Consider the following 24,726-nt stretch of genomic DNA (forward strand, 5'->3'; position numbering starts at 1 on the left):
GCGCCCGGCGACCGGCCACGGCATCCCATCGCCCCGGCCGGCCGCCAACCCCTCTCTTTTCCCGAGGAAATCCCATGTTGCAAACACTGCCCCGACGGGCCGTGGTGGCCCTGCTCGCCCTGTCCGTCTTCTTCCCCATCGGCCTGGTGATCTATCAGAGCGTGCTGTCCGGCCCCTTCTTCATGCCGGCCGCGCTGAGCCTGGAGTCCTACGCCTTCATCTTCGACGACCCGGACTTCTGGCTGGCCGGCAAGAACACACTGGCCGTGGCTTTCGGCATGGGCGCCATCGCCATCCCGCTCGGCGCCATCCTCGCCTTCATCATGGTCCGTACCGACTTGCCCGGCCGCCAATGGCTGGAGACGCCGATCATGATTCCGATCTTCGTGTCGCCCGTCGTCCTCGGCTTCGGCTACGTCGTATCGCTCGGCCCGGTCGGCTTCTTCTCGGTCTGGTTCGAGTCGCTGTTCGGCAGCGTGCCGTGGAACATCTACTCACTGGCCTCGATCATCGTCATCGCCGGCCTGACGCACGTGCCGCACGTCTACCTGTACTCGTCATCGGCACTGCGCAACCTCGGCTCCGATGTCGAGGAAGCCGCCCGCCTGTCCGGGGCCAGCCCCTTCCGGGTCGCCCGCGACGTGTCCATCCCGATGGTTTCGCCGGCCCTGCTCTACGTCGGCGTGCTGGTCTTCTTCCTCGGTTTCGAGATCTTCGGCCTGCCGCTCATCCTCGGCGACCCGGAAGGCCATCTGGTGCTCACCACCTACCTCTACAAGCTGACCAACAAGCTCGGCACCCCGTCCTATCACCTGATGGCGGCGGTGGCGACCTGCATCATCGCGGTGACCTTCCCGCTGGTGCTGCTGCAGCGCTTCCTGCTCAAGTCGGCACAGCGTTTCGTGGCGATGAAAGGCAAGTCGGCCCGCCAGCGCCCGCTCGCCCTCGGCCCGTGGAAGTGGCTGGCACTGGCGCTGATCCTTGCCTGGCTGTTCGTCACCGTCGTCGTCCCGGTCGCCGGCATCGCGCTGCGCTCGGTGGTCAGCAGTTGGGGCCAGGGTGTCAATCTGCTCGACGTGCTGACGCTGGCGCATTTCCACGCCGTGTTCGAGGAAGCGACGATGATCCGCGCCATCGTCAATTCCATTCTTATCGGCACGCTGGGCGGCGCGCTGGCCGTCGGCTGCTACCTGGCAGTCGGCCTGGCGACGCATCGCAAGAACGACAGCATCGCCCGCTTCGTCGATTACATCGTGCTCACCCCGCGCGCCGTGCCGGGGTTGATGGCCGGCCTCGCCGTTTTCTGGGTCTTCCTGTTCGTGCCCTTCCTGTCGCCGGCCCGGTCGACGCTGTTCTCGGTGTGGTTCGCCTATGCCGTAGTCTGGCTGGCCTACGGCATGCGCCTGATCCAGAGCGCGCTGATGCAGGTCGGCCCGGAACTGGAAGAGGCCGGCCGCCTGGTCGGCGCCTCGAATGCCCGCGTCTCGCGCGACATCACCGTGCCGCTCATCCGCAACGGCCTGCTCGGTGCCTGGCTGCTCGTCTTCATGATCTTCGAGCGCGAGTACTCGACCGGCGTTTACCTCCTCTCCCCCGGCACCGAGGTGATCGGTGCGCAAATCGTCTCCCTGTGGGCTTCCGGCGCCGTCGATGTGGTCGCCGCCCTTTCCCTGATCAACATGGCGCTGGTCGGCATCGGCCTGGCTGTCGCGCTGCGCTTCGGAGTGAAACTTCATGACTGACAAGACCATCCTCACCGTCGACAACCTCGCGTTGTCCTACGGCAGCAATCCCATCCTCAAGGGCGTGTCGATGCAACTGTGCCGTGGCGAGGTCGTCTCGCTGCTCGGCCCCTCCGGTTCCGGCAAGACCACGCTGCTGCGCGCCGTCGCCGGCCTCGAACAGCCGCACCACGGCAGCGTCAGCATTGCCGGCCGGGCGATCTACGACGCCGCCGCCAACATCGACATCCCCGCCGAAAAGCGCGATCTCGGCCTGGTCTTCCAGTCCTACGCGCTGTGGCCGCACAAGACGGTGTTCGACAACGTCGCCTACCCGCTGGTGCTGCGCAAGGTAGCCAAGAACGAGATCGTCCAGCGCGTGCATGCGGCCTTGAAGAACCTCGGCCTCGATCACCTCGCCGAGCGCTACCCGCACCAATTGTCAGGTGGCCAGCAGCAGCGCGTGTCGATCGCCCGGGCGCTGGTCTACAACCCGCCGGTCATTCTGCTCGACGAGCCGCTCTCCAACCTCGACGCCAAGATGCGCGAGGAAGCCCGCGCCTGGCTGCGCAACCTGATCGTCGAGCTGCAATTGTCGGCGCTGGTCGTCACCCACGACCAGTCGGAAGCGATGGCCATGTCCGACCGCATCCTGCTGCTCAACGGCGGGGTCATCGAACAGCAGGGCACGCCGACCGAGATGTACGGCCAGCCGCAGACCTTCTTCGTCGCCGACTTCATGGGCAGCAACAACATCATGACCGGACGCATCGGCGACATCAAAGGCGGCGAGGCGCGCATCGACCTCGACAACGGCCTGTCGATATGGGGCCTGCGCCGCACCAACGCCGCCATCGGCCACGAGGCCAAGGCGGTGGTCCGCGTCGAACAGGCCCATCTGGCCGACGCCGCCGGCCACAACCGGGCAGAAGTCGACCTCGTCACCTCGATGTTCCTCGGTGACCGCTACGAATACGTCTTCCACGCCGGCAAGGACCTGCTGCGCGCCTGGGGCAAGCGCCACGAAGCACCGGGCAAGCGCTGGCTGGAACTGCCGGGCGATGCGGTGTGGATCTTCTGACGATCTCCCTGCAGTAACGCAATGTCGCTGCACTTGGCGCCCCGTCGTTCCCTCAGGGCGGGGCGCGCTTTTTTGATTTCGGCTCACATTCCTGGCTGACGTTCACCATGCTTAGCTCCCGCCCGCGACAAGCCGCCTGGACGGCCGCCGCGCTCGCCATCGCCGCGCTCGCCGGCTGGGCCGCCGCAGCCGCCCACTTGCCGCTGCCGTGGATGCTCGGGCCGCTGTTCTCCATCGCCATCCTGCGCGTCGCCGGCCTGCCTCTGCTGGCGCTGCCCGGAGGGCGCCAGGCCGGGCAATGGGCCATCGGCACCGCGCTCGGCCTCTATTTCACGCCGGCCGTGCTCCACGAACTCGGCCGCCACACCCCGGCCATCCTGCTCATGGCGGGCAGCGCCGTCGTCTTCGGCCTCATCGCCGCCCGCCTGCTCGAACGCTGGGGTCAGGTCACTCCCGCCACCGCCTTCTTCGCCGGCCTGCCCGGCGGCGCCTCGGAAATGGTCGTCCTCGCCGAGCGTTACGGCGGGCAGATCGACCGCATCGCCGCCGCTCACGCCCTGCGCGTGATGCTGGTCGTCAGCATCATTCCCTTCGCGCTGCACCACGGCGCCCGCGAAGGCCACGAAACTTTCCGCGCCCTGGCCGGCAGCGTCGACTGGATGCACTTCCCGCTGCTGCTTGCCGCCTCGCTGACCGGCGTCGCCCTGTTTGCCAAACTGCGTATCGCCAATGCCTGGGTGCTCGGCCCACTGCTCTGTGTCGGCACCCTGACGGCCGCCAACCTGCCATTGACCAGCCTGCCCGGCTGGCTGGTCAATGGCGGCCAACTGCTGCTCGGCAGCGCGCTCGGCACCCGCTTCTCGCCCAGCTTCTTCCGCGCCGCGCCGCGCTTCCTCGGCATCAGCGCCACGAGCACCACGCTGACGCTGGTGCTCTGCGCCCTCTTCGTTGGCGTACTCGGCTGGCTGATCCCGATTCCCTTCGCTTCGCTGCTCCTCGCCTCATCGCCCGGCGGCATGGCGGAAATGAGCATCACGGCCCGCGAAATGCACCTCAGCGTGCCGCTGGTCACGGCCACCCATGTGCTGCGCGTGGTGCTGCTCACCGCCTGCGCACCGCTACTGTGCCGCCATTACCTGGCCTGGCGCGAGAAACGACCTACACCCACAATAGGAGACAAACCGTGACCCCGAGCATCCCCGCACCATCCAGCCAGCCCGTCGCACCGGCCCGCGATGAACCAGAGCGCAGCGCAGGGCCGGCAAGCGGCGGGCGCAATCCCGCTCAGACCGACGACAGTCCGGTGGCCATCCTCGGCTACAACTGAGACGGCGCTTCAGTCGTCCTGCGCCGCCGCCATGCGCCGCGCCTCTTCCAGCAGCCATGCGCGAAAGGCCTGGACCACCGGGCGTTCGGCCAGCACCTCCGGAACGACCAGGAAATAGGATTGCGGCCGCCGGATCACGGTATCGAACAACACCACCAGCCGGCCGGCCGCCACCTCGGCCTCAATCAGCGGCGTCGAGGCGAGCGCGACACCGACACCATCGATGGCCGCCGACAAGACCAGTCCCGAATCGCTGAAATGCATCCCCGCCTCGCTGTCGATGCCGCTCACACCCGCCTGTGCCAGCCATTCCGCCCAGGTCGGGCGGACCATCAATTCGGGAATCGTATCGTCGTGCAGCAAGACCTGCCGGGCCAGGTCCGCCGGCTTCTTCAAGGGCTGCGTGCCGAACAGCAAGCGCGGGCTGCATACCGCGGCATAAACCGGGGAGAACAGCCGCTCGACCCGGCAGCCGGGATAACTGCCGCGACCGAAGCGGATAAAGATTTCGGCGTCGTCTTCCCGGGCGTGATGTTCGGGTGGCACTTCCATCGCTGCGCCCGCCGAACCGTCCGGCAGATCGATCATGCCCAGCGAGGCCGCCATGTGCAGCTGGATCTCGGGGTGCAGGGCGGCAAACCCCGGCAGATGCCGGATCAACCAGCGTGCCAGGAAGGTGGGCGGCGACGATACGTGCAGGCGCCCGCCCTCTTCGTTGCAACGCGTGCTCTCGATGGCGGCCGCGAAGGCATCCAGACCCTCGCGCACCTTGGGCAGCATGGCGCGTCCCTTGGCGGTCAGTTCGATGGCGCGCGTCAGCCGATGAAACAAGGGAAAGCCGAGCGACTCCTCCAGGCTGCGTATCTGGTGGCTGATCGCCGTCGGTGTGACCGAGAGCTCCTCTCCCGCCAGCTTGAAACTCAGGTGACGGGCTGCGGCTTCGAAAGCACGCAAGGCATTCAAGGGGGGAAGTCGATAAGGCATATGGCTGAGATTTTCTCACGCATCGACTGACAAATCATCGTTTGTTGCAGCGCATCAACTTTCTTAAAGTGGCGACCGCTCCACCCCAACAAGAAAAGGAACACACGATGAACAGCGATCTCCACCTCTACGTTACCCACTTGGTTATCGTCATGGTCGTTACCATGATTCTCGTCCAGACCCTCTTCCATTTCCGCAAGGCCACCCGCAAGCTGATCCTCTCTGGTGGCAGCAAGGCCATCGCCTGGACGCTGGACCGTTGCAACCGCCTGCTGCACATCATGCTGATGTCGCCCGTAAAGGCCCGCCCCGGCGCACGCCAGAACACCCCGGAGTAAGCACGCTCCCGCGAGGAGCCGCCTCGCCACCCCGTACGGCCAAGCATGGCGCATCCATCCGATGCGCCATTTTTATTGGGGGTCGGCCTAATCAATTGATAATCACAATCAAGGAAATTCATTCAATCAATTGGATCAATAGAACATCTCTCCCTACACTGAGTCCATCAGGTCAGCCCGACCTTGTTCAACCCAGGAGGACAACATGATTTCCCGTTACATCGATCGCTGGTTCGACACCTTCGTCAGCTGGGATATCTGTGTCGACGTGCTGGCCACCCTGCCGGACAACTTCTGATCCATCCGCCACTCAAGGAGAGAACCATGCAAGGCAAGAAACTCACGACCGCTGCCGGCGCGCCGGTTGTCGATAACCAGAACACGATGACGGCCGGCCCGCGCGGCCCCGTCCTGTTGCAGGATGTCTGGCTGCTCGAAAAGCTCGCCCACTTCGACCGCGAGGTCATTCCCGAGCGCCGCATGCACGCCAAGGGCTCCGGAGCATACGGCACCTTCACGGTGACCCACGACATCACGCGCTATACCCGCACCAAGATCTTCAGCCAGATCGGCAAGAAGACCGAACTCTTCGCCCGCTTCACCACCGTTGCCGGCGAGCGGGGCGCGGCCGACGCCGAGCGCGACATCCGTGGCTTCGCCGTCAAGTTCTACACCGAGGAAGGTAACTGGGATCTGGTCGGCAACAACACGCCGGTCTTCTTCCTGCGCGACCCGCTCAAATTCCCGGACCTCAACCACGCCGTCAAGCGCGACCCGCGCACCAACATGCGTTCGGCCCGCAACAACTGGGATTTCTGGACCTCGCTGCCGGAAGCCTTGCACCAGGTAACCATCGTCATGTCGGATCGCGGCATTCCCGCCTCGTATCGGCACATGCACGGCTTCGGCTCGCACACTTTCAGCTTCATCAACGCCGCCAACGAACGCTACTGGGTCAAGTTCCATTTCCGCACCCAGCAGGGCATCAAGAACCTCAGCGACGCCGAGGCCACCGAGATCATCGGCCGCGACCGCGAATCGCACCAGCGTGACCTGCTCGACGCCATCGACCAGGGCGACTATCCGAAATGGACCTTGTACGTGCAGGTCATGCCGGAGAAGGATGCATCCAAGGTGCCGTACAACCCCTTCGACCTGACCAAGGTGTGGCCGCACAAGGACTACCCACTGATCGAGGTCGGCGTCATGGAGCTCAACCGCAATCCGGAGAACTTCTTCGCCGAAGTCGAGCAGTCGGCCTTCAACCCGGCCGCCGTCGTCCCCGGCATTTCCTTCTCGCCGGACAAGATGCTGCAGGCCCGGCTGTTCTCTTACGGCGATGCGCAACGCTACCGGCTCGGCGTCAATCATCACCAGATTCCGGTCAATGCCCCGAAATGCCCGTTCCACAGCTACCACCGCGACGGCGCCATGCGCATCGACGGCAACCACGGCGCCACCCTCGGCTACCAGCCCAACAGCTACAGCCAGTGGGAGGAGCAGCCGGACTACCGCGAGCCGCCGCTGTCCGTCGAGGGCGCGGCCGACCACTGGAACCATCGTGAGGACGGCGACTACTTCTCGCAGGCCGGCAATCTGTTCCGCCTGATGAAGGCCGACGAACAGCAGCGCCTGTTCGACAACACCGCCCGCGCCATGGGCGATGCCCCGGAGGAAATCAAGCGCCGCCATATCGCCAACTGCACCCAGGCCGACCCGGCCTACGGCGCCGGCGTGGCCAAGGCGCTCGGACTGGGCGGCTGATGTAGCGGAATCATCGGGGAACGGCCACATGGTCGTTCCCCGATTGAACCAAGCCGGGGCTACCCCGTCCAACCCGCACCTCAACCCGTGGAGCACCCGATGTCCCAAACCGTAACCCTCGGCGGCAATCCGATCACCGTCAGCGGCAACTTCCCCCAAAAGGGCGACTCTGCCCCCGCCTTCTCGCTCGTCGCCAAGGATCTGTCCGATGTCGCGCTGAGCAGCCTGGCCGGCAAGCGCAAGATCCTCAACATCTTTCCCAGCATCGACACGCCGACCTGCGCCACCTCGGTCCGCCAGTTCAACGCCAAGGCCAACGACAAGCCGAACACCGTCGTGCTCTGTATCTCCGCCGACCTGCCCTTCGCCCAGGCCCGTTTCTGCGGCGCCGAAGGCCTGAGCAACGTGGTCACGCTGTCCACCATGCGCGGCCGCGACTTCCTCGAAGCCTACGGCGTCGCCATCGCCAGCGGCCCGCTGGCCGGCGTCAGCGCCCGCGCCGTCGTCGTCCTCGACGAAAACGACCGGGTCATCCACAGCGAACTGGTTTCCGAAATCAAGAACGAACCGGACTACGCCGCCGCCTTGGCCGCACTCTGAGCACCATCGTGGCGACCGGCACCTTTGCCCAATTCGAATGCCAAATACTGGCCGAAGGATTTGACGAGGTGCTGGCGCGCAGCTGGCCGGCCGACGCCGTCGTCGCGCCGCACACTCACCGGTTCGCCGTCCGGGCGCGGGTGGTACACGGCGATATGTGGCTGACACTCGGCCCGGAAACCCGCTACCTGACGATCGGCGACGAATTCGCGCTGGCCCGCGACGAAGCGCATGCCGAACGCTACGGCCCGCGCGGCGCAACGTATTGGGTCGCGTGCAAGACTTAGGAGAGCCGCGCATGGCCAAGAAATGCTGCAAATCGGACCCGCCCTGCAAGCGCTGTCCGAAACTGAAGAAGAAAAAGAAGCACGGCAAATGCGATGCGCTGCCCTCGTCGGCGCTGTCAGCCTGGCCAATTTTCACGATCTGCCCGCTCAGCTGAGCTGCCGCCCTCGGGGGCATGCTATCTTTCCAGGCGAATGACGATGGCCTAACCGGATTTCGACCGGGCCATCACCTGCCTTCCAGCCCCTCCATCGTGACCGCTCTCGCCATCCTGTTCGCCGGCTTTTCCCTGTTCAGCGCGCTGACGCTGGCCTTGACGCATTTCCGCGACGACAGCTACCGGGAGCTGGCCGGCGCCCGTCGCATGGGGCTGTTACTGCTCCTTGCGCTGGCCGGCTTGCAACTGGCGCACTTCGCCTGGCTCGATCTCGACCAGCCCTGGATCGACAGCCCCCTCTACCGCAGCACCTTGTTCGCCGTCGCCCCGGCCTTTTTCCTGTTCGCCCGCCCGCTGCTGCACCCGGAACGACCGACCGCCCCGAATGCAGGGCAGTTGCCGCACCTGCTACCGCTCGTGATCGCCCCCTGGCTACCCCCGCCCGTCGCCCTCCCCGCCGCATTCGTCGTCGGCGCCGGTTATCTGGTCTGGCTGGGACGCAGCCTCTACGCCCTGCGCGCCACACGGGCCGGCTTTCGCCGCGAAATGGGCTTGCTCGGCGGCGTCTTCGCCATCGCCGTCGGGGTCGCCGGCCTCGGCCTGCTGCAGGCGGAATTGCCGGGCAAGCTGTTTTACAGCCTGTACGCCACTGCCATCGGCTTTGCCTTCCTGCTCGTCCAGCTCGCCCTCGGCCGGCGCCCCGGCCTGCACGGCGAAATCGGCGAGGCGGCCCGCGCGGCCTATGCCGTCTCGACACTGGGACAGGTCGATTGCCCGGGCGTCGAGCTGCGGCTGCAGACGCTGATGCAGGACGAACGCCTGTATACCGACCCCGAGCTGAGCCTCGCCGCGCTGGCCAAACGGCTCGAACTCAGCTCGCACCAGCTTTCCGAATTGCTCAACACCCGGCTCGGCAAGGGGTTAGCCCGTTATCTGCGCGAATGGCGCATCGGTGCGGCACGCGAGATGCTGCTCGGCGAGCCCTCGGCGTCGGTGCTGTCGGTCGGCCTGAGCGTTGGCTTCACGTCGCAATCGAATTTCTACGAGGCTTTCCGCGAAATCGAGGGCATGACGCCCGGCCAATACCGCAAGGTGAATTTGGCCAAAAACCGGGATTGAAAGCGCCTAACCCAGTGCGAGGCCTACAAGTTGGCATTGCAATTCCACAGGAAGAAATATCCGCCCGCTTCGGTCAGTGCTCTGCCTTGGTTAGATGTTGACGATTGTGTATCTGGTTGCGCGCAGCGCTGTAACTGGAAACGCAGTACGGAACCAGGTAGTTAAGCCCGAGATGCAACCAGGAGATGGGAAGTCCGTCCATAAGCCGCCCTCCTTGGTTGATTAAGTTGAGAATTGTGCCGACAACCAAGGCCACCTTGATTGCAGCCATTGCGATTGAGCGTTCGCTGGCGATCACCAGAATCAATCGAATCGTTCGCATGCTTGTCGTTCCAGATGAGCAAGGCGTGGGCGGATTCCAGTACAAGCTTGGCAATCAACGCGGTTTCGTCCGACGGTTTCGGGCCCCGTGGTTTGCCATCTTGCCGGTCGGATGCGCAGCAGGATGGCCATCCTCAAGTGCCGTTTCATACCAGGCAGCCAAAAATCGACGGCTGCCCGTTTTGGACAAAGGCTGGATTTCTCGTACTGAATCCAAATATCCCTCAGGCGGGTCGCTTGATCGGCATCAGCGAACCCTTGCCGTGGGGCGTATCAATACTGGTACATGTGCCTTTGGGAACGAGCTTCCAGGCATTTCCCTGATAGTCCTTCTTCGAGCTACCCGCACACGACGTACCTGCGCCGGCGGCGCAATCGTTCTGACCGGCCAGCGAGACGCCGTAGCATTTTTCCTTACCTGCATTGCTCGGCACTTCGGTAGCGGCAACGGCGCCGGTGACAAATAGGCTAAGTGCGCCAGCTACCGATGCAACCAAGGTTTCATTGAATTTTCGGCGATCCATTTTTTCTCTCAATCTATCTAGCGGTGAAACAGGTGCCGCCGTCGTTACCGAAGACGGCACCGGATGGGGAATTACAAGGATTTCGGTGCCTTGTCCTTGAGAACAGGCCAGTTAACCTGGGCCTTATCCAGATTGCCGGGAATGTCTTCATTCCACCGTTTCTGGATATCGCGATTGATGTTGAGGTAGAGCTTGTCATCGACGACTTTCCAAACCGTGGGGTCGGCGTCCAGCTTCTTGCCCAAGGCCACACCCATGGCGCAGAAACCGCCAAACTGCGGCTCGTATTTCGCCGGATTGGCCTTGAAGGCATCGCGGTTTTCAGCCGAGGCGAAATGGTAGACCGCGCCCCGATGGGTCACGCTGTATTTTTTGTCGCCTTTGCTTGCCTGGTTGGCGACGAAGTAGGCCACCGGGTCATAACCAGCAATCGCGACGTTCTGCTGATTCAAGTTGATACTGCTCGTGGAGCTTTCGTCATAGGCAAAGGCCGCAGTTGGCAGGAGTCCGGCAAAGGCGCTGCCCAAGGCAAGGGCGACGAAGCCGCGGCGGCTCGTGTTGAATACGGATTTCATTTGAATCTTCCTTTCAGTCTGTTGAAGCAACAAATCAAAGCGGTACGACAGGGAAGTCGATATCGGTCGCAGCAACGTGGTTGGTGTAGTTGGTCAGCGTGTTCAGCGCGACATGTGCGATCACTTCGACGATCAGCCCATCATCGACGCCGGCACTGCGGGCGCCAGCAACATCTGCATCCGAAAGCTGACCGCGCTGGTTGACCAATTTGACAGCCAGCCCTGCCAGGGCGGAATCGAGCGCACTCTCACCGCGCCCGGCGCGTGCCGCCTGAATGGCAGGCTCGCTCAGGCCAGCCCCCTTGCTGATCAAGGTATGGGCGGATAGGCAGTATTGGCATTTGTTGGCCTGGCCAATCGCGAGCGCGATCACTTCGCGCTGGGCGGCCGTCAAACGACCTCCGGCCAGGGCCTCCGAAAGGCTCAGATAGGCATTGAGCCCGCTCTCGGAATTTGCCAGGGTGGCCAGCAGATTGGGGAGCATCCCGACCTTGGCCTTGACGGCATCGAGCGTGACCGCCAGTTGACCTGCTGTGTTTTCGCGGCGAATCGGTTGAATACGTGGCATGGTGTTCTCCTTGGTATTTGAGGGAATGAAAAAGCGTTTTTGGCGCTGGAGTCATCATGCGATACTTGCAGTAATATTAAGTCTCGATTTTTATACCGAAAGTATCGAAATGGATCGGCTCGCACCATTGCTTAACCATATTTCGCTCGCCGCCCGTGTTTTCTATGCCGGAGAGCTCTGCCAGGTAGCTTCGTTCGATGACTCGGAAGTGGCCGGTCACCTGCATGTCGTCAAAGCCGGTCAGCTGACACTTCGGATCGGGGGGGCGGATGTCGCATGTGTCGACCGCCCAAGCGTGTTGTTCTTTCCGCGCCCCTGCAATCACACGCTGATTCCGCAAAACGAACTTGGCTTCGAGCTGCTTTGCGCATCGATCGATCTCGGAGTCAAGGTTCAGAGCCCGCTTGCCATGGCGCTGCCAGAGTTTCTCGTCTTGCCTATCAATGATGGCGAGCCGATGGCCGCTACGCTCGATCTGCTTTTTCAGGAAGCATTTGGCGATGCCTGCGGGCGCCAGGCAGCCCTCGACAGGTTGGCCGAGTATTTTCTGATCCAGATGCTTCGTCACGTCATGGCAGCAGGCCTGCTCAAGGGCGGAATATTCTCCGCGCTTGCCGATCAACGCCTGGCTCGTGCGGTCACCGCGATGCATCAACGGCCAGCCCATCCGTGGACGCTTGACGAATTGGCAGAGCAGGCGGGCATGTCCCGCGCACGCTTTGCGGTCAATTTCCGTGAGGCGGTCGGCATGACGCCGCTTGATTACCTTACCGACTGGCGAATGTCTGTCGCTCAGGGCCTCATCAGGCAAGGGGTGCCGATCAAGAACATCGCATCGGCCGTGGGTTATCAAAGTCAAACAGCATTGACGCGGGTATTCACAAAGCGCGTCGGTCGGTCGCCTACGGAATGGATGCTGCAAGCGTGACGTGGTTTTGGATGCTCCCGCAAGCTAATACTTGATCAGGCAGCAAAACACTGGCAATCCCGAAAAGCAGTCTGAGTCAGCACCCGCGTTTTTTGTTTAGCGCCCCATACAAGCGGTTCCGAAACGATCATTCCGTAACAAAATTTCGCTCCGTTTCGATCAAAACGGAGGCCTTTGCCGCCTTTGCCGGCTGACACTGCGGTTATCCCCAACCACGGAGACCGCCGTGCCCGACCACGTTCCCCTGCCGATCGAATGCCTGCTCAGGCGTTTCATCGAAGCCGCCCCCCGGAACGCAAAGCGATGAACATCCTGCTCACCGGTGCCAGCGGCTTCATCGGGCGCAATCTCGCCGCCGTGCTGACGCAGGCCGGCCATCGCATCGTTCCCGCCTCGCGCCGTACCGGCTGCGATTTCCAGCGCATGACCGCCCCCGCCGACTGGCTCCCCTACCTGCGCGGTATCGACGCCGTGATCAACAGTGTCGGCATCATCGGAGAGACGAGGCACCAGCGTTTCGCCACGCTGCACCGCGACGCCCCGACCGCGCTGTTCCGTGCCTGTGCCGAAACCGGCATCCGGCTGGTGATCCAGATTTCGGCACTGGGCGCCGATCGCAGCGCATTCTCCGCCTACCACCTGAGCAAGCGGGCGGCCGACGATGTCCTGCGGGAACTCGACCTCAATGGTTTCGTGCTCCGCCCCTCGCTGGTCTACGGCCGGGGCGGGACGAGCAGCACCTTGTTCCTCCGCCTTGCCACCCTACCGCTCATCCCGGTTATCGGCGACGGCAAGCAGATGTTGCAGCCGATCCACATTGCCGACGTTGCCGCCAGCGTGCTGCGCTGCCTGGAGAACCCCGTCACAGGCCAGACACTCGATATCGTCGGCAACGAAACCGTCAGCTTCGCCGACTGGCTGGCCCGGATGCGCGCCGCGCAAGGACAGGGACCCGCCCGGCTGCTGCAAATCCCGCCCTCGGTGGCGGGCGCTTTCTTCCGCCTGTTCGGGCAGATCCACCCGCTGTTCCAACCGGACAACCTGCGCATGCTGCTCACCGGCTACCACGCGGACCCGGCGCCCATTTCTGCCTTTCTCGGCCGCTCGCCGCTGGCCTTCTCCCCCGACCTCTTCTTTGCCAACGCCTCGGAGGCCCTGTCATGAGCTACACCCTGATCAAGACCCTGCACATTCTCAGCATGGTGCTGCTGTTCGGCACCGGCCTGGGCAGCGCTTTCTACAAATGGATGGCAGACCGCAACGGCCAGCTTGCCCATATCGCCGTCACCAACCGCCATGTCGTGCTCGCCGACTGGTGGTTCACGACGCCCACCGTCATCTTCCAACCACTCAGCGGGCTGTGGCTGGTCGGGCAGCTGGGCCTGCCGCTGAGCACACCCTGGGTCGCCGTCAGCCTCGGCCTTTACGTCTTGGCTGGCGCCTGCTGGCTGCCCGTAGTCTGGCTACAAATCCGCATGCGCGACCTCGCCGGCCAGGCCCTGGCTGGCGGCCACGAATTGCCGCCCCGCTATTGGCGCATGGCACGCGCCTGGTTCTGGCTGGGCATCCCCGCCTTCTGCGCCATGGTACTGGTCGTCGCCCTGATGGTTTTCAAACACCTGCCCGGAGAATTCTGATGAACAGCCCGATGCAAATCGCCCTCGGCAACGACTGGAACAAGCTGCCGCCCGCCCTGCGCACCCACTATCGGCATGGCACGACACGCGACACCGGCCATCTGGACATCGCCTTTCCCGGCTGGATGCGCCCCTGGCTGCGCCTGCTGCACCGCTGCGGCGCCCTCGTGCCGCGCGCCGGCCAGGGAGTAGCCACCGTGGTGGACAAGCGCGTTTCCGGCACGCGGCAATACTGGCAACGGCAAATCCGTTTCCCAGACGGCGAAACGCTGCACTTCGACAGCATCTGGGAAACAGCCGAAAACAATACGCTGATCGAATACGTCAATCCGGTACTCGGCCTGCAGATGCAACCCTACGTCGTGGCCGACCGTCTGCACTATCGCGGCGTACGCTTCGTCGCACGACTGGGCCGCTGGCGCCTGCCGATTCCCGAATGGCTGGCCCTCGGCCATACGACCATTGTCGAACAAGCGCTGGACGAGACACGCTTCGCCATGGATTTCCGCCTGAAGCACCCGCTATTCGGCGAACTGTTTCGCTACAGCGGCGAATTCGAAGCCCAGTCCCTGCCGGCAGAAACACCGAAAAGCCACCCTGTATGACCGGCCGACGCATGGCATCGCGAAGCGCGGCCAATTGTCACGGTGCCTTGGCCGACATCTCCATCAGCGGCCAGCGCGGCTGGACCGAAAAATCGCCGGCCGGCTTGGCCGGGGCTCCGGACTGCAGACGCAGGCAGCCGGCCAGGGCGATCATGGCGCCGTTGTCGGTGCAGAATTCCAGCTCCGGGTAATAGACGCGAAAGCGCTTGCGCTGCGCCTCGTCGTTGAGCGTAGCCCGCAACTGCTTGTTGGCGCCGACGCCGCCGGCCACGACCAGTTGCTTGAGGCCGGTCTGCTTCATCGCCTTCAGCGACTTCTTGACCAGAACCTCGACGATGGCTTCCTGGAAAGCGCGTGCCGCATCGGCCTTGAAACTGTCGCTCAAATCCTCGCCCTGTTCCCGGACCAGCGTCAGCACAGCCGTCTTCAGGCCGGAAAAGCTGAAGCTGAGATCGCCGGAATGCAGCATTGGACGCGGCAATTCGTGTACGCCCGGCGTTCCCTTTTCGGCCAGCTTCGACAGCAATGCACCACCGGGATAAGGCAGGCCGAGCAATTTGGCGCTCTTGTCGAAGGCCTCGCCAGCAGCATCGTCCAAGGTCTCGCCAAGCAGTTCGTATTCGCCGACGCCGGTCACCTTCATCAATTGCGTATGGCCACCGGAAACGAGCAGGGCGACGAAAGGAAAGGTCGGCGGATCGCTGGACAGCAGGGGCGATAGCAGATGGCCTTCGAGGTGATGCACCGGGATGGTCGGCTTGTCGATGGCTAGCGCCAGCGCTTCGGCGAAGGCGCAGCCGACCAGCAAGGCTCCGGCCAGCCCCGGCCCGCGCGTATAGGCCACGGCATCGATATCGGCCAGCGATTTGCCAGCCTGCCCCAAGGCCTCGCGCAGCAGCGGCACGACGCGCCGGATGTGGTCACGCGAAGCCAATTCGGGCACGACGCCGCCGTACTCCGCATGCATCGCCACCTGGGAATGCAAGGCATGGGAAAGAAGGCCGGCTTCGCTGTCGTACAGCGCAATGCCGGTTTCGTCGCAGGAGGATTCGACACCGAGGATCAGCATGGCGCGCATTTTAACACTTGGATCGAAAAGGTTTTTTCGCATATACTGCTGGGCTCTCTGCAAACATGCAGACACAAATTTTGCGCGCACTGTCGTTTACTTGACCTGACAGGCGCCTAACGGAAGGGGGTGAAATATATGCCGAACATTCGCGTCAAGGAAAATGAGCCGTTCGAAGTTGCTATCCGCCGCTTCAAGCGCACGGTTGAAAAGACTGGTCTCCTGACCGAGCTGCGCGCCCGTGAGTTTTACGAAAAGCCCACGACCGAACGCAAGCGTAAGGCTGCCGCTGCCGTCAAACGCCAGCACAAGCGCCTCCGTAGCCTGACCCTGCCGCCGAAGCTGTACTAATCGAGTACGTTTCGTCGCACCGAAGAGCCGCCAGCCCCCAAAAGCCGGCGGCTTTTTTCGTTTTATTGCCCCGCCTGAATTCGCGAAAACACCCATGAGCCTCAAAGCACGCATTACCGAAGACATGAAGGCCGCCATGAAGGCCAAGGAAGCGGCCAAGCTGTCAGCCATCCGCCTGCTCACCGCCGCCATCAAGCAGAAGGAAGTCGACGAGCGCGTCGAACTCGACGACACCGCCGTCGCCGCCGTCATCGAAAAACTGGTCAAGCAGCGCAAGGACAGCGTCACCCAGTATGAAGCCGCCAATCGCCAGGACCTGGCCGACGTTGAAAAGGCCGAGATCGTTATCCTCTCCGCCTACTTGCCGGAAAAGATGAGCAGCGAGGAAGTCGCCGCCGCCGTCGCCGCCGCCGTAGCACAAACCGGCGCCAAAGGCCCGGCCGACATGGGCAAGCTGATGGGCGTGCTCAAGCCTCAACTGGCCGGCAAGGCCGACATGGCCGAGGTCTCCAAGCTGGTCAAGGCCGCGCTCGCCGGCTAAAACCACACCATGATCCCGGAGTCGTTCATCCAGGATTTGCTGGCCCGGGTCGACATCGTCGACCTGGTAGATAGCTACGTGCCGCTCAAGAAAGCCGGCGCCAACTACGCTGCCTGCTGCCCTTTCCACAACGAGAAGTCGCCGTCCTTCACGGTAAGCCCGACCAAGCAGTTCTACCACTGCTTCGGCTGCGGCGCCCACGGCACGGCCATCGGCTTCGTCATGGAATACCAGGGCATGGGCTTCGTCGATGCCGTCAAGGAACTGGCCGGCCGCGCCGGCATGACGGTTCCCGAAAGCGAGGGGCGCAGCTTCAACGACGAGAAGCCCGGCCAAACCCGCACGCTGATCGAGGTCATGGCGCGCGCAGCAGCCTACTACAAGGCGCAGCTCAAGGCTTCTCCGCGCGCCATCGAGTATTGCAAGAAACGGGGACTTTCCGGCGAAGTGGCCGCTCGCTTCGGCATCGGCTACGCGCCGGATGGCTGGCAGAAACTGGAAGCCGTATTCCCCGATTACAACGCCGATGAACTGAAGCTCGCCGGCCTGGTCATCGAGAACGAAGCCGGCCGCCGCTACGACCGTTTCCGTGACCGACTGATGATTCCCATCATCAACCCGAAAGGCGAAATCATCGCCTTCGGCGGCCGCATCATTGACCAGGGCGAGCCGAAATACCTGAACTCGCCTGAAACGCCGCTCTTCGAAAAGGGCCGCGAGCTGTTCGGCCTGCCGCAGGCCCGCCAAGCGCTGCGCGAAACCAATACGGCCATCGTCACCGAGGGCTACATGGACGTTATCGCCCTGGCCCAAAACGGGGTCGGCAACGCCGTCGCCACGCTGGGCACGGCGACCACACCGACCCATGTGCAGAAGCTGTTGCGCCAGGTCGACCGCATCGTTTTCTCCTTCGACGGTGACAACGCCGGCCGCAAGGCCGCCTGGCGCGCGCTGGAAAACGCCCTCGAAGCACTGGCCGACAACAAGCAGATCGGCTTCGTCTTCCTGCCCGCCGAGCACGATCCGGACAGTTTTATCCGCGAATTCGGCAAGCCCGAGTTCGACCGCCTGGTCGCCCAGGCCATGCCGCTGTCCGACTTCCTGCTGCGCGAACTGGCGCAGCGCTGCGACCTGACCAGCTCCGAAGGCAAGGCCCGGCTGATCTACGAAGCCAAGCCGCTGCTGCTCAAGCTGCCAACCCCGCTGCTCCGCCTGCAACTGGTCAAGCGCCTGGCCGAAGCGAGCGGCTTCGCCCAGCCCGAAGTCGAACGCCTGTGCGAACTCAAGTCCTACACGCCAGCACCTCCGGCCAGAGCCAAGCGCACCGCACCGTCACTGACCCGCAACCTGTTGCGTATCGTGCTGCACAAGCCGCAACTGGCCCGCCAACTTCCCGTCGACCTGCTGCCCGACACACCGGAACGCGCCGCCCTGACCCGCCTGCACCAGCTGGTTTCGGCCAGCCAGGAGGTCGCCAGTTACGCCGTCCTGCGCGAACAACTGCGCGGCCTGCCGGAAGAAAGCGTCATCGAGCACGCAGCGTCGGAACTTCTTGGCCTGCCGTTTGACGAAGAAGGCGCGGACACCGAATTCCGGGACACGCTGGACAAACTTCAGGAAGGCGGCGAAAAACGCGCCTTCGACGAGTTGCAACGCAAAGCCCAGCAATTCGGCGTCGCTGGCCTGAGTGCGGCGGAAAAACAGGCCTACATTCAGTTCCTCACCACCAAGGCGAATCGTAGCTAAGTTGTGGTAAAATCTACGGTTTTCTCGAATTCTATGGATCGTGTTCATGGCTAAGGCAAAAGACACCGCTAAGGAAGCCCCGAAGGCTCGCGCCAGCAAGGCCAAGGAAAAGGCCGCCGAAAAGGCGCTGCTGCAGGGCCAGATGGCTGAAACTCCGGAACCGCTCGATGCCGAAGCGCGCAAAATGCGCCTCAAGGCCCTCATCAAGCTGGGCAAGGAGCGCGGTTACCTGACCTACGCCGAAATCAACGACCACCTGCCGGACGACGTTGTCGATGCCGAATCCATCGAAGCGATCATCTCGACCTTCAGCGAAATGAGCATCCAGGTCTTCGACGAAGCCCCGGCCGCCGAAGAGTTGTTGATGTCCGACAATGCCGTTGCCGCCGCCGACGACGAAGAAGTCGAAGCGCAGGCCGAGCAGGCGCTGTCCACCGTCGATTCCGAATTCGGCCGCACCACCGACCCGGTCCGCATGTACATGCGTGAAATGGGCTCGGTCGAACTCCTCACCCGCGAAGGCGAAATCGAGATCGCCAAGCGCATCGAGGAAGGCCTCAAGCACATGATCCAGGCGATTTCCGCCTGCCCGACCACTATCGTCGACATCCTCGACATGGCCGCCAAGGTCGAATCCGACGAAATGCGCATCGACGAACTGGTCGATGGCCTGATCGACCCGAACGCCGTCGAGGAAGCCCCGGCCGCCGAAATGCCGGAAGCCGACGAGGACGAGGACGATGAAGGCGACGAGGACGGCGAAGGCGGCGGCGGTGCTGCATCAGCCTCCCTGCTGCAGCTGAAGGCCGACGCTCTGGAGCGCTTCAAGACCATCAAGGGCATCCATGCCAAGATGCAGAAGGCGCTCTCCAGCAAGGGTTCGCAGGACAAGGCCTATCTCAAGCTGCTGCAGCAACTCTCCGACGAGCTGATGAACATCCGCTTCACCTCCCGCTCCATCGAGCGCCTGTGCGACAGCGTGCGCGGCATGGTCGAGCAGGTGCGCGGCTGCGAGCGCAAGATTCAGCAAATCTGCGTGGACCGCGTCAAGATGCCGCGCCCGCACTTCATCCAGTCCTTCCCGGGCAACGAAATCAACCTCGACTGGGCCGACGCCGAAGTGGCCGCCGCCCCCAAGACCTACGTCGCCGTCCTCACCCGCAACGCCCCGGACATCAAGGAAGAGCAAAAGAAGCTACTCGCCCTGCAGGATCGTATCGGCATCTCGCTGAAGGAACTGAAGGACATCAACAAGCAGATGTCCACCGGTGAAGCCAAGGCCCGCCGAGCCAAGCGCGAAATGACCGAGGCCAACCTGCGTCTGGTCATCTCGATCGCCAAGAAGTACACCAACCGCGGCCTGCAGTTCCTCGACCTGATCCAGGAGGGCAACATCGGCCTGATGAAGGCGGTGGACAAGTTCGAATACCGCCGCGGCTACAAGTTCTCCACCTACGCCACGTGGTGGATTCGCCAGGCCATCACCCGCTCCATCGCCGACCAGGCACGCACCATCCGCATCCCGGTTCACATGATCGAGACGATCAACAAGATGAACCGCATCTCCCGCCAGATCCTGCAGGAAACCGGCGTCGAGCCGGATCCCGCGACGCTGGCCAAGAAGATGGACATGCCGGAAGACAAGATCCGCAAGATCATGAAGATTTCCAAGGAGCCGATCTCCATGGAAACCCCGATCGGCGATGATGACGACTCCCACCTGGGCGACTTCATCGAAGACTCCGCAACGCTGGCCCCAGCCGATGCGGCGATGTACTCCAGCTTGCGCGGCGTAACCAAGGAAATCCTGGACACCCTGACGACAAGGGAAGCCAAGGTCCTGCGCATGCGCTTCGGCATCGAAATGAACACCGACCACACGCTGGAAGAAGTCGGCAAGCAATTCGACGTCACCCGCGAGCGTATCCGCCAGATCGAAGCCAAGGCCCTACGCAAGCTGCGTCACCCGACCCGCTCCGACAAACTGCGCAGCTTCATCGACACCAACAACAACTAAGCTTTCCGGGCCTGTAGCTCAGTTGGTTAGAGCAGAGGACTCATAAGCGTTTTGTATGACAGTTTTTGGGACGGTAGCTTAGTTGGTCAAAGCAGCGGACTCATAATCCGTTGAGCGTCGGTTCAAGTCCGACCCGTCCCACCAAGAAGCAGTAACAGAGCGGACTCCGAAAGGTTCCGCTCTTTTTTTGCCCCTCCCAAACTATTGAATTAGCATTCCTCTTTACTCAGTAAACACACCCAATTCATGGGAAACAGAACCGTGCCAGGAAACAAATAGGAAACACGTTTATTGGGAAACGATGGGAAATTTTGGGAAAACATGCCCCCATAAGCCACCGCTTTCGTCTAGTCGCCTCGCCCAAACTTGGTATTCAAAACACAATGATTGGACCGCTCAAAAGAGAAGCCCTGAAACAAATGCCTGAGCAAGCCGTCCTACGGACGAGACGACATCATTTTCAGCACTGATGAATCATCATTGCGCGATAGCTTCAACAGTTCTCGGCTGTTGCAGAGCAATCCCATCGAAGAAGTAGTCCAGGACATACCTGTCGAACGAATCAAGTCCTTCCACTTTTCCAAGTATCTCGGGCTGCATCGCCCGCAGCAACTCTATTGCCGAATGAAGGTCTAGTTTTTCGTCCTCAAAATCAACGAGACCAGAGGCGTGAATTTTCTTTGCCAACATGCGTGGCAATCCATACTCTTCAAGCTCCATTACGCAAGACGGCAGAAAAGCCTTGGAGAGCCTCGCGATGAACGGGGAGATGTCTATCTTGTGCTCGGGAACGATTTCCATCTGAATGACGTTAACGTCGTTCAACAACGCAGTCAGTTTGTAAGTTGCATTGCGTTCCATCTTGAAGAACTCTTCGATGGTTACATCCTGTTCGGAAAGTTGGTCCAAGAGTTCGGGAATCGAAAGAGCCCAATTCGACGACATGACTCTGACGAACTCAGCAAATTTTGTGTAGGTGGCATCCCAGCCGGCGGGGACCAATTTGATGACTTTGCGGAGTATCCAAGCCCAATACTCGTTCGAGGATGCGTTGAGAGTGGCAAGCCCTCTCCACGTCTTTTTGTCGCTGTTGATTGCCAAAGCGATCGCTGCTATCAACTCTGTGTCGCCTGAAATCAACACTCCTTCGCCTCGCAGGCGATCAAACGACTCCTGCCCCAATAACTGCGCCATGTCCTCCTTGTACTGCAGGAGTTTCGCCAACTGCTCTTTGGTGAGTTCCTTCTTGTATTGCTCATCGTCCACATCCGCAAGCAATTCATCAGGGAAGGTCAATTCCAACTGAGTATCGGCAGGAGATGGCGGCTCTTCAAGAATGTATATGTTGCCAACGAAATGTCTGAACATCCGACCTCCACGACCGATGATGTTTCGGTACGTGAAATCGTTCAGTTTTAGCTTCCCGTTCTTATTGCTCCAGACGATGACGTTTTCCGCAGATGTATTTACCCCTTCGATGATGGAGGATGTGGACACGAGGGTTTGCAACCCACCTTTCTCCTCCTCGAAAAGTCGAACCTGTATCTGACTTAGGGAACGGTGAAGCTGACCAGTGTGAAAGCCAACGCCTCGTTTCACCAGAGCGGTCAATTTCCAGTTCGGATGGTAGTTCGTTGCGAGCCACGCAGAGAAAGCCGATAGCAACTCACTGTGTTCTTTTTCTGTGTTTTCGATGAGCAGGGTAGCCACACTATCGACATTGGAATAAGTGCCGGCGTATATCAACGACTTGGTCTCTTGCTTTCCAAGAATCTGCAACAGCGCATCGTTCTTCTTCTGGGCATCCTTGTTGATGTCCTTGTAGAGCTCATGCTTTTCAAGGAATACCGTATTGAAATCCAGCCGCAAGAACAGCATGTCCTTCGTGAATGGATTGTCGTTCAGGTCCGAAATATTGGGAGCCAGATAGTATTTCTGAGCAGCCTTTGCCCCCAGCTTCATCATTGCTGTTGACGCTCGTTGAAAACTGACCAGAAAAGTGGGGGTGTGCGCGCTGAAAATTGACCAGGGTGATTAACTCGTCCGCTCATTTTTTGAGCAGGATTTTAGGAGATGATCACCATGAAGGATCTGGGAAGGATTCGGCGGTTGTTTTATCGGGATGGCCTATCGCTGTCCGAGATTTCGCGGAAGACGGGGTATAGCCGGAACACCGTCAAACGTTGGTTACGGACACCGGAAGGGGCGGAGCCGAAGTACGAACGGCAGAACCCGAACATCAAGATTGCCCCGTATGCGGCGCGCCTGATCAAGGCACTGGAGGCGGATGCCCGCCGTCCGAAACGGGATCGGCGCACAGCACTGAAACTGTTTGGCGAATTGCAGGCCGCCGGATTCACCGGTACCTACTGCCGGGTCACCGAATTCATCCGGCGCTGGCGGGCCGATGGCGGTGCAGCCGTCAGTAAAGCCTTCGTTCCGCTCCACTTCGAGTTGGGCGAAGCCTTCCAGTTCGACTGGAGCGAAGAGCATCTGGTCATTGGCGGGGTCTGGCGCAAGATTCTCGCCTCACATCTGAAACTCTGCGCCAGTCGGGCCTTTGTCGTTCAAGCCTATCCGACGCAAGGTCACGAGATGCTGTTCGATGCCCATACCCGCTCGTTTGCGGCGCTGGGTGGCATTCCCCGGCGCGGCATCTACGACAATATGAAGACGGCCGTGGATAAGGTGCAGAAAGGCAAATCCCGCATCGTCAATTCGCGCTTCTCGGCGATGGCCTCCCACTACCTGTTTGATCCGGATTTCTGCAATGTCGCCAGCGGCTGGGAGAAAGGCGTCGTCGAGAAGAACGTCCAGGATAGTCGGCTCCGTCTCTGGCAGGATGCCGGCAAGGAGCGATTCAGTTCATTCACCGAACTGAACGTCTGGCTGCTCGAGCGCTGCCGGGGGCTGTGGCAGGAATTGCGTCATCCCGAGTACGCTGACCTGACAGTGGCCGAGATGCTCGAACACGAACAACCGAGCCTGATGCCGATGGTCGCATCCTTCGATGGCTACGTCGAAACCTTGGGCAAGGTATCGAGCACCTGCCTGGTGACGCTGGATCGCAACCGCTACTCGGTACCGTGCGAACTGGTGGGCCAAGCCGTCAGCCTGCGTCTTTATCCGGAACGGATCGACATTGTGGCGCACGATACTCGGGTGGCCAGTCATCCCCGCAACTTCAGTCGGCAGCAAACCCTCTACGACTGGCAGCACTACATCCCGCTGATCGAACGCAAGCCAGGGGCCTTGAGAAATGGCGCGCCGTTTGCCGACATGCCGGAGCCATTGCAACGATTACGCAGCTTGCTCCTGCGCCGGGAAGGTGGTGATCGGGTGATGGCCAAAGTGCTATCGGCAATTTCGCAGTTTGATCTGGAAGCGGTGCTGGTTGCCGTCGATCTGGTGCTGGAGTCCGGCCTACCCAGTGCCGAGCACATCGAGAACATGCTCAACCGCCTGAAGTCGGGTCCCATGCCGCCACCGGTGGAAACGCCACTCACCCTCAGCGAAGTACCGATTGCCGATACCGGCCGCTATGACCGCTTGCGTACCGAGGTGACTGATCATGCGTGAGCTGATGAGCGAGTTCAAGGAACTGCGTTTGCACGGCATGGCCGGTGCCTGGGAGGAGCTGACAGCCAACGGTAGCAGCCGTGTCGAAGCCTCACGTTGGCTGATCGAACATCTACTGCAAGCCGAGCATACTGATCGAGTGATGCGTTCGATTGGCTATCAGATGCATGCGGCCCGCTTCCCGGTACATCGTGATCTGGCCGGATTCGACTTCGAACAATCGAAGGTGGATCAGAAGCTGATCCGGCAACTGGCCGACCTCTCCTTTGCCGAGGAAGCCCAGAACGTCGTGTTCATTGGTGGCACGGGCACTGGCAAGACCCACCTCGCGACGGCGCTGGGTGTCTCGGGCATTACCCATCACAGCAAGCGGGTGCGTTTCTTCTCGACGGTTGATCTGGTCAATGCGCTGGAACAGGAGAAGGCTGCTGGCAAAGCCGGGCGGATTGCCTTGGGGCTGCTGCGCATGGATCTGGTCATCCTCGATGAGTTGGGCTATTTGCCGTTCAGTCAGGCCGGTGGCGCCTTGCTGTTCCACTTGCTGTCGAAACTCTACGAGCACACCAGTGTGATGATCACGACCAATCTGACCTTCGCCGAATGGCCGAGCGTCTTTGGCGATGCCAAGATGACCACTGCCTTGCTCGACCGGCTGACGCATCACTGCCATATCGTCGAGACCGGGAATGAGTCGTTTCGCTTCCGGCACAGCACGGCAACGGCCAAGTCGAGGATCAAGGCGCGGGAGCAGAGCAAGCGGGGAAATCCACCCGAAGCAGATCCGTTCTGATCGAGGCCGCGTTGGGAAATCCGTTCCGGACTCCGTCCTCCACGGCTTTCCCAACGCATTCGTCGTGGCTCGGAAATCAGTTGTTCTGAGCTACACTTA

The 24,726-nt window shown here is 61.6% G+C and carries 27 protein-coding genes and 1 tRNA gene; 21 read left to right on the plus strand and 7 right to left on the minus strand.

The window, feature by feature from the left end; all coding sequences use genetic code 11:
- Positions 1-74 precede the first annotated feature (74 nt).
- The 4 genes from AB6Q56_RS15090 (at position 75) to AB6Q56_RS15105 (ending at position 4,129) form a co-directional block, all read left to right on the plus strand.
- Positions 75-1,742, plus strand: a complete 1,668-nt coding sequence (locus tag AB6Q56_RS15090) for an ABC transporter permease (RefSeq protein ID WP_434513901.1) — start codon at positions 75-77, stop codon at positions 1,740-1,742.
- Positions 1,735-2,802: an ABC transporter ATP-binding protein gene (locus tag AB6Q56_RS15095; protein ID WP_434513902.1), complete on the plus strand. Its 1,068-nt coding sequence runs from the start codon at positions 1,735-1,737 to the stop codon at positions 2,800-2,802. Before AB6Q56_RS15090 ends, AB6Q56_RS15095 begins: the two co-directional genes overlap by 8 nt.
- A gap of 107 nt (positions 2,803-2,909) precedes the next feature.
- A complete protein-coding gene (locus tag AB6Q56_RS15100; RefSeq protein ID WP_434513903.1) occupies positions 2,910-3,989 on the plus strand; it encodes an AbrB family transcriptional regulator in 1,080 nt (359 codons plus the stop codon).
- Entirely contained in the window at positions 3,986-4,129 is a 144-nt protein-coding gene (locus AB6Q56_RS15105) for a hypothetical protein (RefSeq protein WP_434513904.1), read from the plus strand. Before AB6Q56_RS15100 ends, AB6Q56_RS15105 begins: the two co-directional genes overlap by 4 nt.
- Positions 4,130-4,138: 9 nt before the next feature.
- On the opposite strand, the gene gcvA is transcribed toward AB6Q56_RS15105, so the two are convergent.
- Positions 4,139-5,113, minus strand: coding sequence for a transcriptional regulator GcvA (gene gcvA, locus AB6Q56_RS15110; RefSeq protein WP_434513905.1), 975 nt, complete (start codon positions 5,111-5,113; stop codon positions 4,139-4,141).
- Positions 5,114-5,220: 107 nt separating this feature from the next.
- On the opposite strand from gcvA, the gene AB6Q56_RS15115 reads away from it, so the two are divergent.
- The 6 genes from AB6Q56_RS15115 to AB6Q56_RS15140 all read left to right on the plus strand — a co-directional run bounded on the left by AB6Q56_RS15115 (position 5,221) and on the right by AB6Q56_RS15140 (position 9,376).
- Entirely contained in the window at positions 5,221-5,451 is a 231-nt protein-coding gene (locus AB6Q56_RS15115) for a hypothetical protein (RefSeq protein ID WP_434513906.1), read from the plus strand.
- A gap of 324 nt (positions 5,452-5,775) precedes the next feature.
- Complete coding sequence (locus AB6Q56_RS15120) at positions 5,776-7,215, plus strand: catalase (RefSeq protein ID WP_434513907.1); 1,440 nt, start codon at positions 5,776-5,778, stop codon at positions 7,213-7,215.
- 99 nt (positions 7,216-7,314) lie between these two features.
- Positions 7,315-7,815: a thiol peroxidase gene (gene tpx, locus AB6Q56_RS15125; protein WP_434513908.1), complete on the plus strand. Its 501-nt coding sequence runs from the start codon at positions 7,315-7,317 to the stop codon at positions 7,813-7,815.
- Between the two features lie 8 nt (positions 7,816-7,823).
- Complete coding sequence (locus AB6Q56_RS15130; RefSeq protein WP_434513909.1) at positions 7,824-8,102, plus strand: AraC family transcriptional regulator; 279 nt, start codon at positions 7,824-7,826, stop codon at positions 8,100-8,102.
- Between the two features lie 11 nt (positions 8,103-8,113).
- The gene (locus AB6Q56_RS15135) at positions 8,114-8,257 is read left to right on the plus strand and encodes a hypothetical protein (RefSeq protein WP_434513910.1); all 144 of its coding nucleotides are present in this window, start codon (positions 8,114-8,116) and stop codon (positions 8,255-8,257) included.
- An 18-nt stretch (positions 8,258-8,275) separates the two neighbouring features.
- Entirely contained in the window at positions 8,276-9,376 is a 1,101-nt protein-coding gene (locus AB6Q56_RS15140; RefSeq protein WP_434513911.1) for a helix-turn-helix domain-containing protein, read from the plus strand.
- 73 nt (positions 9,377-9,449) lie between these two features.
- On the opposite strand, the gene nrtS is transcribed toward AB6Q56_RS15140, so the two are convergent.
- The 4 genes from nrtS to AB6Q56_RS15160 form a co-directional block, all read right to left on the minus strand.
- On the minus strand, positions 9,450-9,698 hold the full coding sequence (nrtS, locus tag AB6Q56_RS15145) for a nitrate/nitrite transporter NrtS (protein WP_434513912.1): 249 nt from the start codon (positions 9,696-9,698) through the stop codon (positions 9,450-9,452).
- Positions 9,699-9,921: 223 nt separating this feature from the next.
- Positions 9,922-10,221 (minus strand): BufA1 family periplasmic bufferin-type metallophore, encoded by a 300-nt coding sequence (locus AB6Q56_RS15150; protein ID WP_434513913.1) that lies wholly within the window; start codon positions 10,219-10,221, stop codon positions 9,922-9,924.
- 71 nt (positions 10,222-10,292) lie between these two features.
- The gene (locus AB6Q56_RS15155; RefSeq protein ID WP_434513914.1) at positions 10,293-10,796 is read right to left on the minus strand and encodes a YHS domain-containing (seleno)protein; all 504 of its coding nucleotides are present in this window, start codon (positions 10,794-10,796) and stop codon (positions 10,293-10,295) included.
- A 34-nt stretch (positions 10,797-10,830) separates the two neighbouring features.
- Positions 10,831-11,364: a carboxymuconolactone decarboxylase family protein gene (locus tag AB6Q56_RS15160; RefSeq protein WP_434513915.1), complete on the minus strand. Its 534-nt coding sequence runs from the start codon at positions 11,362-11,364 to the stop codon at positions 10,831-10,833.
- Between AB6Q56_RS15160 and AB6Q56_RS15165 the strand changes: the two genes are divergently transcribed.
- From AB6Q56_RS15165 to AB6Q56_RS15180, 4 genes are all read left to right on the plus strand, one after another.
- A complete protein-coding gene (locus AB6Q56_RS15165) occupies positions 11,363-12,292 on the plus strand; it encodes a cupin domain-containing protein (protein ID WP_434513916.1) in 930 nt (309 codons plus the stop codon). The genes AB6Q56_RS15160 and AB6Q56_RS15165 overlap by 2 nt on opposite strands.
- Positions 12,293-12,547: 255 nt before the next feature.
- Entirely contained in the window at positions 12,548-13,456 is a 909-nt protein-coding gene (locus AB6Q56_RS15170; protein ID WP_434513917.1) for an NAD-dependent epimerase/dehydratase family protein, read from the plus strand.
- The gene (locus AB6Q56_RS15175) at positions 13,453-13,929 is read left to right on the plus strand and encodes a DUF2269 family protein (protein WP_434513918.1); all 477 of its coding nucleotides are present in this window, start codon (positions 13,453-13,455) and stop codon (positions 13,927-13,929) included. The genes AB6Q56_RS15170 and AB6Q56_RS15175 overlap by 4 nt, the downstream gene beginning before the upstream one ends.
- Positions 13,929-14,534: a DUF4166 domain-containing protein gene (locus AB6Q56_RS15180; RefSeq protein WP_434513919.1), complete on the plus strand. Its 606-nt coding sequence runs from the start codon at positions 13,929-13,931 to the stop codon at positions 14,532-14,534. The genes AB6Q56_RS15175 and AB6Q56_RS15180 overlap by 1 nt, the downstream gene beginning before the upstream one ends.
- 37 nt (positions 14,535-14,571) lie before the next feature.
- On the opposite strand, the gene tsaD is transcribed toward AB6Q56_RS15180, so the two are convergent.
- Positions 14,572-15,603, minus strand: a complete 1,032-nt coding sequence (gene tsaD / locus AB6Q56_RS15185; RefSeq protein WP_434517167.1) for a tRNA (adenosine(37)-N6)-threonylcarbamoyltransferase complex transferase subunit TsaD — start codon at positions 15,601-15,603, stop codon at positions 14,572-14,574.
- A 138-nt stretch (positions 15,604-15,741) separates the two neighbouring features.
- Here tsaD and rpsU point away from each other — a divergent pair, with 138 nt between their 5' ends.
- From rpsU to AB6Q56_RS15210, 5 genes are all read left to right on the plus strand, one after another.
- Positions 15,742-15,954: a 30S ribosomal protein S21 gene (gene rpsU / locus AB6Q56_RS15190; protein WP_011286295.1), complete on the plus strand. Its 213-nt coding sequence runs from the start codon at positions 15,742-15,744 to the stop codon at positions 15,952-15,954.
- A 94-nt stretch (positions 15,955-16,048) separates the two neighbouring features.
- Entirely contained in the window at positions 16,049-16,495 is a 447-nt protein-coding gene (locus tag AB6Q56_RS15195; protein WP_434513920.1) for a GatB/YqeY domain-containing protein, read from the plus strand.
- A gap of 9 nt (positions 16,496-16,504) precedes the next feature.
- Positions 16,505-18,241 (plus strand): DNA primase, encoded by a 1,737-nt coding sequence (gene dnaG / locus AB6Q56_RS15200; RefSeq protein WP_434513921.1) that lies wholly within the window; start codon positions 16,505-16,507, stop codon positions 18,239-18,241.
- Between the two features lie 46 nt (positions 18,242-18,287).
- Positions 18,288-20,258 (plus strand): RNA polymerase sigma factor RpoD, encoded by a 1,971-nt coding sequence (gene rpoD / locus AB6Q56_RS15205; RefSeq protein ID WP_434513922.1) that lies wholly within the window; start codon positions 18,288-18,290, stop codon positions 20,256-20,258.
- 67 nt (positions 20,259-20,325) lie between these two features.
- Positions 20,326-20,402 (plus strand) — tRNA-Ile (locus tag AB6Q56_RS15210).
- 333 nt (positions 20,403-20,735) lie between these two features.
- Here the strand turns inward: AB6Q56_RS15210 and AB6Q56_RS15215 are convergent.
- Entirely contained in the window at positions 20,736-22,223 is a 1,488-nt protein-coding gene (locus tag AB6Q56_RS15215) for a hypothetical protein (RefSeq protein ID WP_434513923.1), read from the minus strand.
- A 117-nt stretch (positions 22,224-22,340) separates the two neighbouring features.
- Here AB6Q56_RS15215 and istA point away from each other — a divergent pair, with 117 nt between their 5' ends.
- A complete protein-coding gene (gene istA / locus AB6Q56_RS15220) occupies positions 22,341-23,837 on the plus strand; it encodes an IS21 family transposase (protein WP_434517118.1) in 1,497 nt (498 codons plus the stop codon).
- A complete protein-coding gene (gene istB / locus AB6Q56_RS15225; protein WP_434517117.1) occupies positions 23,827-24,627 on the plus strand; it encodes an IS21-like element helper ATPase IstB in 801 nt (266 codons plus the stop codon). Before istA ends, istB begins: the two co-directional genes overlap by 11 nt.
- The last annotated feature ends 99 nt before the right edge of the window (positions 24,628-24,726 follow it).

Origin of the sequence: Dechloromonas sp. ARDL1 (genome assembly GCF_051122455.1) — a bacterium.
Lineage (GTDB): Bacteria > Pseudomonadota > Gammaproteobacteria > Burkholderiales > Rhodocyclaceae > Azonexus.

Excerpts from the sequence above, each read along its gene's own strand:
- istA (WP_434517118.1), top strand. The coding sequence starts at position 22,341 with ATGAAGGATCTGGGAAGGATTCGGCGGTTGTTTTATCGGGATGGCCTA.
- rpoD (WP_434513922.1), top strand. The coding sequence starts at position 18,288 with ATGGCTAAGGCAAAAGACACCGCTAAGGAAGCCCCGAAGGCTCGCGCC.
- AB6Q56_RS15115 (WP_434513906.1), top strand. The coding sequence starts at position 5,221 with ATGAACAGCGATCTCCACCTCTACGTTACCCACTTGGTTATCGTCATG.
- AB6Q56_RS15135 (WP_434513910.1), top strand. The coding sequence starts at position 8,114 with ATGGCCAAGAAATGCTGCAAATCGGACCCGCCCTGCAAGCGCTGTCCG.
- AB6Q56_RS15160 (WP_434513915.1), bottom strand. The coding sequence starts at position 11,364 with ATGCCACGTATTCAACCGATTCGCCGCGAAAACACAGCAGGTCAACTG.
- AB6Q56_RS15140 (WP_434513911.1), top strand. The coding sequence starts at position 8,276 with ATGCTATCTTTCCAGGCGAATGACGATGGCCTAACCGGATTTCGACCG.
- gcvA (WP_434513905.1), bottom strand. The coding sequence starts at position 5,113 with ATGCCTTATCGACTTCCCCCCTTGAATGCCTTGCGTGCTTTCGAAGCC.
- nrtS (WP_434513912.1), bottom strand. The coding sequence starts at position 9,698 with ATGCGAACGATTCGATTGATTCTGGTGATCGCCAGCGAACGCTCAATC.
- AB6Q56_RS15090 (WP_434513901.1), top strand. The coding sequence starts at position 75 with ATGTTGCAAACACTGCCCCGACGGGCCGTGGTGGCCCTGCTCGCCCTG.
- AB6Q56_RS15155 (WP_434513914.1), bottom strand. The coding sequence starts at position 10,796 with ATGAAATCCGTATTCAACACGAGCCGCCGCGGCTTCGTCGCCCTTGCC.
- AB6Q56_RS15120 (WP_434513907.1), top strand. The coding sequence starts at position 5,776 with ATGCAAGGCAAGAAACTCACGACCGCTGCCGGCGCGCCGGTTGTCGAT.
- AB6Q56_RS15165 (WP_434513916.1), top strand. The coding sequence starts at position 11,363 with ATGGTGTTCTCCTTGGTATTTGAGGGAATGAAAAAGCGTTTTTGGCGC.
- AB6Q56_RS15100 (WP_434513903.1), top strand. The coding sequence starts at position 2,910 with ATGCTTAGCTCCCGCCCGCGACAAGCCGCCTGGACGGCCGCCGCGCTC.
- dnaG (WP_434513921.1), top strand. The coding sequence starts at position 16,505 with ATGATCCCGGAGTCGTTCATCCAGGATTTGCTGGCCCGGGTCGACATC.
- AB6Q56_RS15095 (WP_434513902.1), top strand. The coding sequence starts at position 1,735 with ATGACTGACAAGACCATCCTCACCGTCGACAACCTCGCGTTGTCCTAC.
- AB6Q56_RS15180 (WP_434513919.1), top strand. The coding sequence starts at position 13,929 with ATGAACAGCCCGATGCAAATCGCCCTCGGCAACGACTGGAACAAGCTG.
- AB6Q56_RS15150 (WP_434513913.1), bottom strand. The coding sequence starts at position 10,221 with ATGGATCGCCGAAAATTCAATGAAACCTTGGTTGCATCGGTAGCTGGC.
- AB6Q56_RS15195 (WP_434513920.1), top strand. The coding sequence starts at position 16,049 with ATGAGCCTCAAAGCACGCATTACCGAAGACATGAAGGCCGCCATGAAG.
- tpx (WP_434513908.1), top strand. The coding sequence starts at position 7,315 with ATGTCCCAAACCGTAACCCTCGGCGGCAATCCGATCACCGTCAGCGGC.
- rpsU (WP_011286295.1), top strand. The coding sequence starts at position 15,742 with ATGCCGAACATTCGCGTCAAGGAAAATGAGCCGTTCGAAGTTGCTATC.
- AB6Q56_RS15170 (WP_434513917.1), top strand. The coding sequence starts at position 12,548 with ATGCCTGCTCAGGCGTTTCATCGAAGCCGCCCCCCGGAACGCAAAGCG.
- AB6Q56_RS15175 (WP_434513918.1), top strand. The coding sequence starts at position 13,453 with ATGAGCTACACCCTGATCAAGACCCTGCACATTCTCAGCATGGTGCTG.
- tsaD (WP_434517167.1), bottom strand. The coding sequence starts at position 15,603 with ATGCTGATCCTCGGTGTCGAATCCTCCTGCGACGAAACCGGCATTGCG.
- AB6Q56_RS15215 (WP_434513923.1), bottom strand. The coding sequence starts at position 22,223 with ATGATGAAGCTGGGGGCAAAGGCTGCTCAGAAATACTATCTGGCTCCC.